We start from the raw sequence: 12,124 nt of genomic DNA, 5'->3' as shown, positions 1-12,124 counted from the left end.
TTTTAAATTAATAAACAACGAACATTATGATTGGATTTATTATTTGGATTATTGGCTTGATACTTGCAATCAAAGCCGTATTGGAAATTATGAAATGGAAGGTAGATGGAGTGAAAAAACTATTAGTCGCCATCCTTGTTTTGCTCACCAGCTGGATCGGACTGATCTTTTATTATTTCTGGGGAAGAGATAATCTGCCACAGATGTTGAAATAGACAAGTCTATCTGTATATAAAAGAAAATGCCGTATTAAATTACGGCATTTTCTTTTTTTATTAAGCTATGAACTTCTTCTTCCGTTCCACCGAACGGACCATAGCTCTGCAACTTTACAGAACACATGGCAGCGGCAAAGCAACCGGCTTCCTGATAGGATGCTCCTCTTTTACGCATATATAGATAGCCTGCCATATATGTATCTCCACAGCCTGTAGCATCAGCTACATTTTCTACCGGATAGGCAGGTATTTCATAGAATCGCTTATCAACATAGATGAGTGAACCTTTATCTCCCAAGGTAAGCAAGACTTCCTTCACTCCCCATTCTGCCAATTTCACAGCAGCATCATAAGGATCCGTGCACTGCGTAAGTACCTCCATTTCATGCTCATTCGCTTTCAGAATATGGATATACTTCAAGGCTTCTTCTTTTTCAAGCCAGTCCACCGCCAATACTTCTTCATTCTGTACTTCGCGCAAATAACCCTGTACATCAAGAGACAATAGCCCTTTCCCGGCAAGATGTTTAATGACATCTAATGAAAAATCATCCGCCAATAGACTGCCCAGATGATAAATCCGGGAATCTACATCCTGCAAACCTTCAATTGTGAAAGGATCAGCCTTAGCTGTGACCCGCTGCTTTCTTTCATTAGTGTCTTCTCCATAAATATTCTCAAAGCAAATGGAATGAGTGCTGGGAAGTACTTTCACTTCAATGCCGTCTCTTCTCAAATCATTCACCACCGGCATCTCGCTATCAGCCAAAGCAGTAACAAGTTGGAATCCTTCAGTATTCAGGTGTTTAATGGCATGCGCAAAATAGAAAGAGGTTCCTCCAGGCATGTGCACTGTTTTCTGCGGAGTAACTACTTTATCCAAAGTAATATATCCAATGCAACAAAGATCGTATTTCATAAAATATTCAATTCCTTTTTGATATTGCAAAAGTAGGCAATTATTATCACTTCCTACCCCTGTTATGCTATAAATTCTTCCGCTTCAAGAAATCCGTCGGACTTTCGCCAAATTGTTCTTTATAACACTTTGTGAAATAAGAAGGAGAAGAGAAACCTACTTCATAGGCAATTTCCGCAACTGTCATCTCGGAAGAAGCCAACAAGGAAGTTGCCTTCTTAAGACGTGCCTGGCGCAGCAATTCATTGGGAGCATAGTTCGTAAGCGATTTCAATTTACGATAAAGCTGTACACGGCTCAACCCCATATCTTTGCCTAAGTCTTCCACATTTAGTTCCGGATCTCTCATTTTCTCCTCCACCAAAGACTTAAAGCGGGAAACGAAATCTTTATCGATATCACATATATTCTCTTTTGCCAATGTCTGATTATCACCAAAGAACTGCCGAAGCTGACGACGGGAGTCTATCAAGTTCCGGATACGGGACAATAACAATTGGGAATTAAAAGGCTTGGATATATAAGAGTCTGCACCGCCATTATACCCCTGGATGCGTTGTTCATCAAGCGAGCAGGCCGTAAGAAGGATAACGGGGATATGACAAGTCTGCAATTCTGTCTTCAGTCTCCGGCAACACTCTACCCCGTCCATACCGGGCATCATAACATCGGACACAATCACATCGGGAACATATTTCATTGCAAGGCGAATTCCCGTAGCAGCTTCCGGAGCATCCAATACATGATATTCTTCGGCAAGCAATGTTTTCACATAATTGCGGATATCAGCATTATCATCGATAACCAGAACTGTCGGGCGATCCGCATCTCTCGTTTCTTCCCCACCCATAGGAAAATCAGTTTCGACTAATGTGGTAGAAACTTCTGCTTCTTCACTTGGAAGAGTAACCACCGTCGGGTGATACTGAGAAATACTCTGCGCCGGAAAAAGAACAGTAAAAGTCGCCCCTTTTTCATCACTATGGGCAGTGATCTGACCGCCATGCATCTCTACAAAAGCACGAACAAGTGCCAAACCAATCCCCGTGCCAGCCTGATGCCCGTCTATCTGATAAAAACGTTCAAAGATGGCATCAACCTCTTTAGGAGAAATATGGCTACCGGAATTAAATACTGAAAAGCGGAAATTAGTAGCTTCTGCCTCCAATCGAACCATAATCTTTCCATTCTCGGGTGTATACTTCACAGCATTAGATAACAAATTGAAGTAGATACGCTCCATTTTCTCACTATCTGCCATCATACGAAAATCCGTATCAGGGGTAGTCTCAAAAGAGAAGGATATATGTTTTTTCAACAACGCCATGCGGAAAGAATCGTTCCAGCCACGAAAACTGCTCAAAAGATCGAACGGCTCCAGATGGAGTTCCATTCGTCCGTTCTCCACTTTACGGAAATCAAGGATTTGATTAACAAGACGAAGGAGAATATTGACATTCTTCTTCATCAGTTCCAGTAACTGGTGCGGACGTTCTCCAAGAGATTTATCGGCAAGAAGTTGATTAACAGGATCTGCAATCAATGTCAATGGGGTGCGGAAATCATGTGAGACATTGGTAAAAAAGACCAGTTTGGCATGAGTTGCCTCTTCCAATTCACGGGAAAGTTGTTCCAGTTGTTCTTTCTGCTGAATGAGCTGTTCTTTCTGTTGTGTCAGTTGCTGTTTCTGTTCTTCCAACTTCTCCTTCTGACGAGACAGTTCCCGGTTCAAGCGATTTTTAGTACGCAAAGACAAATACACGGCAACCAATAAGCCCACTACCAATAAAAGTACCAACAGACTACCATATAGCACAACTTGCTGCGTAGCATAACGGTCGAGGAACTGACTCATCTTCCCGTTCATGGTTTCTATCTTCTCGTCAAGAGTAGCTATATGTGAGGTCTGCATCTGCATAATCTGGGCATTGGTAGCATCTACGACAGAAGTTCCCAATACAGTCTCACGAGGATAATCACGTTTATTCAGAATGTCCATTGCAATCTGTATCACACGGTCACCACCTGTAGGATAAATAAACGTGGCATCCAATTGCCCGTTCAGCACCTGCTCCACACCATATCCTTCACCAGGCAAAGCATCCGTACCGATAAAACGCATTTCTTCCGCCCTGCCCTGCTGTTTAGCAACGTCATAAGCACCTGCAGCCATACGGTCATTCTGGGCATACACCACATCTATTTCCGGAAAACGCTTCAAAAGAGTGTCCATCCTTTCTCCCGCTTCCGAACGTAACCAACCGGCATCTTCACGAGCCAGAAGTTGAATACCGGGATAGGGAGATATCGCAGAAACAAATCCTTGATGGCGATCCATGGCAGACGTAGAGCCGGTCAATCCAGCAATCTCTACAATATTACCCCGCCCATGAAGCATATTGGCTACATAATTACCTATGGCTTTTCCCAACTCATAATTGTCCGCACCTATATAAGCAGTATATTTATCAGAAAGTATCTTCCGGTCGAAGACTATGACGGGAATCCCACGATCAAATGCTTCCTCTACCACCGGAGTAATGGGAGCAGCTTCATTGGGGGCAACTACAAGCAAGTCTACCCCTTCCTGAATGAAATGGCGAATATCTTCTATCTGTTGTGCATTATCGTCTTTCACGGTGCGGATATCCACTTCCACTCCATCATAGAAAAGTGCTTCGCGCAGCATTTCATTGTTCATCTGGTGCCGCCATTCATCGTCACTGCATTGGGAAACGCCGATACGGAAATGCACATCTCGATGCGTACACGAAGCAGTCAGCCAAAAGAGGGAGAGCATTGGAATAAGTAACATTTGGAAAGTATATCTTCTCATCTTTTCTGGTATTAGTAACGCAAATATAAAAATATTATCATAGGAATCGTTACCTGTTTCTTAAAAAAACTCTCCACTCTACTAAATTATAACATGAATGCCTGTTGCGGAATTAAAGAGTAAATAAGCTTGTGTTCATAATATTAATACCTTCAAGACATAAAGCAAGGATACCTTAATAGAGCAATAGGAGAAATTAGTATCTCTGCCTACGGAGGCTAATGCGTTCCACCATGGAGAACATTACGTCCCCTTATAAGGAACATTGCGTCCCTCCATAAGGGGACGCAATGTTCCTTATAAGGGGACGAATTAACCTTCGTTATCTTAGTCTTTAACCCTTACAGAAAATCTCCTTAGCTTTCACTAATGGTTCATGAATCTATCATAAAGATTAATTTCCAAGTCTAACAATCCCTTCTTAGCTTCCAATCCGCCGGCATATCCGACCAGCTTATGGTTGCTGCCAATGACACGATGGCAAGGAACAAATATTGAAATGGAATTCGCTCCATTGGCAGTTGCCACTGCGCGGACCGCTTTCGGATTTCCCAGTTTTTGTGACAACTCACCATAAGATACGGTTTTACCGTAAGGGATATTCAGCAATTCCTGCCATACTGATTTCTGAAAATCCGTTCCAATAAAGAGTAATGGGATGTCGAATGCCTTCCTTTTGCGGGCGAAATACTCTTCCAACTGAAGAATTGCTTTTGCAATTACTTCAGAACCTTGCGTGCAGTAATCGGCATGCAGTGCCTTTTGCAGTCGTTTGTCGATTACCTCCCGGCGTTTTTCATTCACCCAGTCACACATACAAAGTTTACCCTCGAAGGAACCAAGTATCAACTCACCATAAGGAGATTGATAATACTGAACCTGAATCATTTCCATATACTCACCATTTATATATTACTATTGAATCAACCTCTCTATCACATGTTTACAAAAGTAAGTATTTACCTCAAATGCGACAACTATTTCTACTACAATTTCCGTATTCATCACTTCGGAAGTATACTCGCGGAACGGACTCCATAATCATAACGAAAGTTTCAGCCTTTGCCCGGAAAGGTATCATTGCCTAATGTATACTCCTACCCTTTATCCGCCTATCATCACTGTCGGGCATCCGGCGGCTATCGTGCCACCATGTGCGGTGCTATCACCCATACGAGCTGCAGGTCTGCCACCTATCATTACAGTGGATGAACCTTTTATTATTGTATCCGGCGGTCCCACGCAGACGCACATGTCACCTACGACGGCTGCCGGTATTTTTCCTATCAAAACATTTTGCACACTTGGACCGACTATCGGTCCGCCCACATGCGGTATCGGCGAGGGAAACGCCGGGGTCTGCATCGGACAAGTGTGCATATCGGTTATTCTTGCTGCTGGAGGCATAGTTTTAATTAAAAGTTAAAGATTAAAATTTCATTTCCTCATTGTCAATTAGTTTATCATAACCATTGCACCTTTGACGGTAGTTTGGCCCGAAGCTGAGAGTTCCGCTGTGGCGTTACCCTTAACGGTTGCGCTCACTTTAGCCTGCACTTTCACATTCAATCCTTCCAAACTGACATCCTGCTTGGCGATGCCGCTGATTTTCGAAGTGGCATCCATTGTAATAGCACCTTTCGCTTTCAGTGTGATATCTTTTGCAGACGAAAGGGAAATGCCGTTGCTGTTCATCACAATCTCGTTTCTGTTCTGATCCGTCAGTTTAATATGCTTGTCATCGTCACTGATTACCACCGTATTTTTTCCAGGAGTGGAGACCGTTATCACCCTCTTTTCTTCATCGAATTCTATCCGCATCTTCTCACGAGTAACGATGGCTTTCATATTATTCTTGGCCTCGTATTCGTAGGGCGGTTTGTGCTTCGCACCATATATTCCACCCAATATTACGGGATGCCCGGGGTCTTCATTCATAAAGCCTACCACCACTTCATCATCCGGTTCGGGCAGGAAGAAGTTACCTGATGCATTTGTGGCGTACATGGTGGAGAGCCTTGCCCAAAGCAGCTTGTTCTTTCCATCCATCCATGGCAATTCTATCTGAATACGGTATTCTTTCAGCGGATCACCGTCCAGTTTCCTTACCACTGCCGCATGAAGTCCCTGCAAACCGGGCAAAAAACCGGAAGCGGAAGGCGATACCACATCCGTTTCATCAGTAATGTTCAGGGATGAAACGCCTGCACCCGCTTCGGTCGTCCATTCATTGTTCTCTATGATATGCGTCACTGAGCCGACAAACAGATTGCCGTTGAATCGTTTGCCCAAGCCTTTCAGTTCGATGATGCAGCCGGGCACCACCTTGGCGGAACCGTAAAAGCTGCATGATCCTTGATAACGTGCCAATCCAGCTTTCAATGCCATGCCATCCGCCCATTGCTTCAACGCTTTCTCGTCTGTAGGAGCATCAGTTTGCAACAAAAAGCTATCGCCTGTGGCAATGTTCTTTGGCTGCAAGTCCCCTTGCTTATTGAGCGAGGGGGAACTAGCGGACACTTTCACAGCTTTCTGTGTGGCGGGATCCCAAGACATCGCTTCATATTGCGTAAACTGGTCATCAGCGGACAGTTCAAGGTCAAAAGTAGTCAAGTCGACACCATAAGTTACAGTCAGTACAGGCGACGCACTCACATCGGGCTTCTTCACCTTAATCTTACTACCATCAGTAAAGATAAACAGGCCATTGGCATCGGCACGCGAAAGGGCAAAATCCCAATCGGAACAATAATACTGTACCAGCGTGGGGTACTGATAGGGTGTGGAGTCTACTTCCACACTACCGTAAGCTGACAATACTTCTTTAATGATGTCACAGTCCTTCTTCTTTTCAAAGATGCGATTCTTACGTCCTTGCGTGGCGGAATAGGCATGGTCACGGCACTCCACTAACATATAGGAATGAAAATCTTTATCAGTAATGATGCGTAACCCGATAATCATACCATCGAACAGTATATCTTCCTTGTCAATATCGCCTGCTTCCAGACGGATAGCATTACCCGGCTTGAAAAGGTCGGCATCACTCTCGTCGAAGGTCTGCTTATTCATATTTCCGGCATTAAATTTCAATGTTGCTTTACCGATGCGGTTCAGTTCCAAATGCACCGTAGCAGCAACCAAGGTGTACTCATTTCCCAGTTTGTTTCCGTTACAATAAACGGAACAGGTCAGTACGCGGTCTTTGTTTACAGAAGGCGATTCACTCATAATCTTAATTATTTTTTAATAACGGAAGCAAGATCTTTGTGCAGTCAGGCACATTCCTGTAACCGTTCAGGTTATTAAATCGGACTATTTCATCCTCTTTATATGATTCATTTGTATAAGCTCAATGGACGAGAACAAAAATAATGGGAAATGGAGGAATCTGAATTCTAAAATCAATAAACTAAAATAAATAATTTATAGCACTGATATTTAGAAGATTAAAGATTAAAGGACATCCTTAATTTTACGATTTCATACTTTTTTTGATGATATGAAGGTACATAAAAACAGATACGCCCACTAAAATAAAGCTTTAGTGGGCGCACTTATTATAAAAATATCTTTATCGGCAATCTACTTATTGAGCAGTAAGCTCAATCACATGGCTCTGAGTCGTAGCCAAACCGAATACATTCAAACCGACTTTCATCAGATAATCACCGGAAAAAACTTTTCCGTTAGACCCTAACTTTGAAGTAACAGAAGGCATCAGATTGATTTCTTCTATTTTATACTGTTTATTCGGATCCAGACCTTGTAATTTCACTGCCATCAGTTTCTCCTGAAAGCGGGGATGGATATCGTAAGCAAACAGTACAGCTTTGTTGGTATCCTTACTCACATAGTTCAATGCCATATGATTTCCCTCATAAGGAGAAACTAAACGATACTGATCACCATCCATAATAGCATTCTGCAGGCGTTTCCAATTGGCAACGGCTGTCTGGCAATAAGTCAGTTCGTCAGCAGTAAGTTCTTTTAAGCCAATATCGAAACCAAGCTTGCACATGGAAGCCACATCGGTACGGAATTTCACGGAAGTCGCCTTGTTCCAACTGGTCACATGAGCATCCATAGCTTTTGCCGGGAAGAATTGGGAGAAGCCCCACTGGATATAAATACGTTCTACGGGATCCGTATTATCGCTGCACCAAAACTCGGTAAAGTATTTCAGTGCTTCATAATCGCAACGGGCACCACCACCGGAACAAAGCATCATCGGGACATCAGGATAATTCTCCTTCACACGTTTCAGGACATTATAGATACCGCGGACATGGTCAATATACAACTGCCCCTGTTTATTCTTCAGATACGGAGAATAGATATTGGTGATAGGACTGTTGCAATCCCATTTGAAGAAAGCAACTTCGGGATTCTCTTTCATTATATTCTCTACAACACCGTATACATAATCCTGCACTTTCGGATTGCTAAGGTCAAGCACCAACTGGTTACGATAATAATACGTATCACGATTAGGCAGCATGATCGCCCAATCCGGATGTTTCTCGAAGAGTTCACTCTTAGGATTCACCATTTCAGGCTCAATCCAGATACCGAACTTCACATCTGCATCTTTGGCAGCTTTCACCAGAGCGGGGATACCACCGGGCAGTTTATTATGATTCACATCCCAGTCTCCCAAACCTGCATGATCATTTTTACGGGGATATTTGTTCGCAAACCACCCGTCGTCCAATAAGAACATATCTACACCCAGATGTTTGGCTTCCTTCATTAATTCAGCCAGTATCTCCTGGTTAAAGTTAAAGCCTGTATTTTCCCAGTTATTCAGAAGAGTCAGACGACTGCCTTTACCATCTTTCAAACTATAGTTACGTGCCCACTCATGGAGATTCCGGCTACCTTTCCCAGCACCGTCATTGCTTAAAGTGAAGATAAATTCAGGGGTAGTAAACACTTCATTCGGTTTCAACTCATAGTTCGAAGCATAAGGATTGATGCCAGGGATTACGCGAAGGTTTCCTACATTGTCTACCTCAAAAGTGAAACGGAAATTACCGGTCCAGCCCAATGTACCCATCAATACACTTCCCTGATTTTCGCTGACCGGCTGATCCAGCCCCACTTCAAAGAAAGGATGCGTATGCATGGCGGCACGACTCCCCAACTTCGTATCGATCACTTTCTTACCGAACTGTAGCTGTTGGTTGCTCATTTGTGCTTCCTTTGCCCAGTCACTGCTGAACTCAGTCAGGTAATAAGCTGAATTATTGAAATAAAGCATGGTAGAGGCATAGGTCGAAAGCATTACAGGTTTCTTCTCCTGATGTATGATTTCGCTCCAGGTCTTGATAACGTTTTCCTTCGGATAAGCCACATAATGCAGAGTGACATCTACCGGATACTTGTCGTCACGCAGATTGATCACAGTCTCCGTACCGCCGTCAACCGCCTTAGAGGAAGAAGAAACATAATACAGGATAGTGGACGGATTGCCGTCGTTATGAGTGATAGCAATGGCCGGTTCAAAGTAATCTTCATTACCCGAACCACTATATACTTCCCAACCACGCCGGCTTACACTACCATCGGCACCTGCATGGATACTCCAGCTGAAATTATTCAAATCCTGTTCATGCAGTAGTTTCTCACCTAAATAAGTTTGGTACAGACGACCATTATCGCCTACCTGAAGCACCAGGTCAGTGTTGTCCGTAGAAATGCGGATCGTTTTGTTTTCCGCTGCATGAGTATACGATAAAGTAGCGCATGCAAAAAGGGTTACAAGTAAATTTTTCATGGTATACAATCAATTTAGTTACAAAAATATATTAATTAAAATTAGAATGAAAGACTTGCACTGAATTCCAGCGTAAACGGACGCAAATAGTTGCCACTCATATAATGGTCTTTAAACTTGCCTGCTTCTTCCTTACCCAACAGTTCGGCACCATTAATCGTGCCGCTGGCACCTTTCTGATTCAGGAAGTTCACTACCGTTGCACCGAGTGAGAGATGTTTGTTCACTTTCCAGTTGATGCCGCCGAAAGTTTCCCAGCGACCATTGAAATAGAGGGCATTGGTCAGATTGGCATATGTCTTACCAAAGTAACGGAAGCTAAGCCACAGACGTAAATCGGGCGTTATGTTATAACTGGGATCTATTTCAGCCAATACTTGGGGAATTTCCTTCACAATATTACCGTTGGCATTCAGATCGGGCACTCCTTCAAATGGAGATTTAATGAAGTAGTTATTATAAGTGGGCTTCTGGTAAGTGAACAGAGCATGCAGATGAAAACCTTTAAAAGGATTGATTTCAGCAGAAGTAGTCCAGCCCAATGTCTTGATATCGTAAATCAGCAAAGTGGTCTTGGATTGCGTTGTTCCCGGCTTGGTTACATTCTGCTGGTCTATGTTATTCGACTTGGAGATATAGGTAATCATAGAAGTCAGGTTTATCCAGTCATTCTGATAGAATAATCCACCACGCAACAAAGGGATGGTCACACGCTTATACTGTTCCTCAGTTGGGCCGGTTCCTGCATATTCATTAATGCGCGGGAAACGGGTAGCAATAGTTCCATCGGCAGTAAGCCCGAAGTTCCTGGTCAGTTTGTAAGTAAATTGTGCCGTTGCAGCATAATTCAACTTATCTTTTACCACTTTATGCGGCTGTATCTTTTCAGTAGAAAGCACATTCCCTTCATTGTCCGTATATTCATGGGTATCACCAATATGGAAACCAGAATAACGGCTGTAAGGAATCTGGTCGGCAGACATACGATAATATTCCAAGCGAGCCCCGTAGTAGACTGTGAATTTCGGACTTACCTGCCAGTTGTCCGTAAAGTAAGCAGCCAGTTTGTTCTCAGTCCCTTTCGTGTACTCCGGGCTCAGTTCATTGAACCCTCTGAATTTACTGGTACTTCCGTCAGCTTCCACCCGGTTCAGTATCTGCGGATATTCGGTGACGGTTCCCGTCCATTGAAAAGAAGAAGAGTGATAATCCATATGATAAAACCATTCATTCAACCCCAGACGTACATCATGGTTACCGACTTTCTTTTTCAACTCAGAGGTTAGCAATACATTCTTCACCTTTCCAAGGTGCAACCAGGTACGTCTACCTTCCACCAATCCGGTATAGGCATTTTTCGAACCATCCAGAAAAAGGCCATCTTCCTCAGTTGCTTCACTGATATTACTACCGCCGAAATCTACATAATTTGCTTCGGGAGCATTCATAAACTTGGCATTGAATGTCCAATTCAGATTATTACGGAAAGTATAATCAAACAGCATAGCTACTTCATGCGCTCTATTCCCCGTGAAGTCACCAAAGCGCCCGCTCTTCATCTTTCCATCCATAACGTCCATATATTGAAAGCGTCCGCCTTCGGGAGCATATGAAGAAGTCCCCAACTTGAACCCCGGAATTTCTTTTACGCTGCCATCTCCCACATAAATGAACGGAGCAGCATTAATCATCGAACCGAGTGCATTACTTTTCGAGAATTTATAGATGACGGAGAATTTTCCACGATTGTTATTGAAAAGGCGGGTCAGTCCGGCATGATACAATTGGGTGCGGTCACTGAAGTTTTCAAACTTAGGGGCGAAACTACCCGGATCGAAATTCTGATAAATACTCGCCGTATACAACCAACGATCTCCGATGCCACCGGACACATTCATGTCCACATTCTGCCATCCGAAGTGATTGGTATGATAATTCAAGACTCCCTTAAACTCCTTCTGTCCTAATTTAGAGAAAGAATTTACAGAATAAGCAATATTTCCGGTAGCAATAGCAGATTCGGACGGTGTCATTAATCCGACTTCACCCAGGCTGGCATCGCTGCGCCAGTGAGTAGCCAACTTGTGCACAGCCGAAGAATATACGGCGGGTAATCCGTTCTCATACACATTCACATCTTCACTGGGAAGTCCGATCTGGATTTCACGAGGCTTGTTAGCATCCAAAGCATTCAGCATCACATTGCGTTCACTTCCTTCCGTCTTCTTACTACTGATGGTGTCATTCTCCACCGGATTATTTGCTATCGCAGTAGTAGCGAATAACAAAGCTGCCGATACGACATAAGAAAAGAGACTTACTTTCATAATATTAATAGGATTTAAAATTAAACTCTTTGCCAAAGGATCGGA

At 43.3% G+C, this 12,124-nt stretch carries 8 protein-coding genes; 1 reads left to right on the top strand and 7 read right to left on the bottom strand.

Features of this window, described 5'->3' with window-relative positions:
* Window positions 1-26: 26 nt before the first annotated feature.
* A complete protein-coding gene (locus DWW10_RS12995; protein WP_007664451.1) occupies window positions 27-215 on the top strand; it encodes a hypothetical protein in 189 nt (62 codons plus the stop codon).
* A gap of 34 nt (window positions 216-249) precedes the next feature.
* Here DWW10_RS12995 and DWW10_RS12990 read toward each other — a convergent pair whose 3' ends face one another.
* The 7 genes from DWW10_RS12990 to DWW10_RS12960 form a co-directional block, all read right to left on the bottom strand.
* Window positions 250-1,137 carry a PfkB family carbohydrate kinase gene (locus tag DWW10_RS12990; RefSeq protein ID WP_118422059.1) on the bottom strand — a complete coding sequence of 296 codons (888 nt, stop codon included), beginning with the start codon at window positions 1,135-1,137 and terminating at the stop codon, window positions 250-252.
* A 67-nt stretch (window positions 1,138-1,204) separates the two neighbouring features.
* The gene (locus DWW10_RS12985) at window positions 1,205-3,973 is read right to left on the bottom strand and encodes a substrate-binding domain-containing protein (protein WP_118422060.1); all 2,769 of its coding nucleotides are present in this window, start codon (window positions 3,971-3,973) and stop codon (window positions 1,205-1,207) included.
* 366 nt (window positions 3,974-4,339) lie between these two features.
* Window positions 4,340-4,867 carry a methylated-DNA--[protein]-cysteine S-methyltransferase gene (locus DWW10_RS12980; protein ID WP_022393501.1) on the bottom strand — a complete coding sequence of 176 codons (528 nt, stop codon included), beginning with the start codon at window positions 4,865-4,867 and terminating at the stop codon, window positions 4,340-4,342.
* A gap of 210 nt (window positions 4,868-5,077) precedes the next feature.
* On the bottom strand, window positions 5,078-5,380 hold the full coding sequence (locus DWW10_RS12975) for a PAAR domain-containing protein (protein ID WP_022393502.1): 303 nt from the start codon (window positions 5,378-5,380) through the stop codon (window positions 5,078-5,080).
* 48 nt (window positions 5,381-5,428) lie between these two features.
* Window positions 5,429-7,204, bottom strand: a complete 1,776-nt coding sequence (gene vgrG, locus DWW10_RS12970; RefSeq protein WP_022393503.1) for a type VI secretion system tip protein VgrG — start codon at window positions 7,202-7,204, stop codon at window positions 5,429-5,431.
* A 358-nt stretch (window positions 7,205-7,562) separates the two neighbouring features.
* Window positions 7,563-9,752, bottom strand: a complete 2,190-nt coding sequence (locus DWW10_RS12965; protein ID WP_022393504.1) for an alpha-galactosidase — start codon at window positions 9,750-9,752, stop codon at window positions 7,563-7,565.
* Between the two features lie 41 nt (window positions 9,753-9,793).
* Window positions 9,794-12,079, bottom strand: a complete 2,286-nt coding sequence (locus DWW10_RS12960) for a TonB-dependent receptor (RefSeq protein WP_022393505.1) — start codon at window positions 12,077-12,079, stop codon at window positions 9,794-9,796.
* Window positions 12,080-12,124: the final 45 nt, after the last annotated feature.

The organism is Bacteroides intestinalis (assembly GCF_003464595.1).
In the GTDB taxonomy this organism is placed as follows: Bacteria; Bacteroidota; Bacteroidia; order Bacteroidales; family Bacteroidaceae; genus Bacteroides; species Bacteroides intestinalis_A.
The sequence above is the reverse complement of the archived record's forward strand: the minus strand, read 5'-3'. Positions and strand labels throughout refer to the sequence as shown.

Coding starts and splice junctions, on each gene's coding strand:
- DWW10_RS12995 (WP_007664451.1), top strand. CDS start 27: ATGATTGGATTTATTATTTGGATTATTGGCTTGATACTTGCAATCAAA.
- DWW10_RS12990 (WP_118422059.1), bottom strand. CDS start 1,137: ATGAAATACGATCTTTGTTGCATTGGATATATTACTTTGGATAAAGTA.
- DWW10_RS12985 (WP_118422060.1), bottom strand. CDS start 3,973: ATGAGAAGATATACTTTCCAAATGTTACTTATTCCAATGCTCTCCCTC.
- DWW10_RS12980 (WP_022393501.1), bottom strand. CDS start 4,867: ATGGAAATGATTCAGGTTCAGTATTATCAATCTCCTTATGGTGAGTTG.
- DWW10_RS12975 (WP_022393502.1), bottom strand. CDS start 5,380: ATGCCTCCAGCAGCAAGAATAACCGATATGCACACTTGTCCGATGCAG.
- vgrG (WP_022393503.1), bottom strand. CDS start 7,204: ATGAGTGAATCGCCTTCTGTAAACAAAGACCGCGTACTGACCTGTTCC.
- DWW10_RS12965 (WP_022393504.1), bottom strand. CDS start 9,752: ATGAAAAATTTACTTGTAACCCTTTTTGCATGCGCTACTTTATCGTAT.
- DWW10_RS12960 (WP_022393505.1), bottom strand. CDS start 12,079: ATGAAAGTAAGTCTCTTTTCTTATGTCGTATCGGCAGCTTTGTTATTC.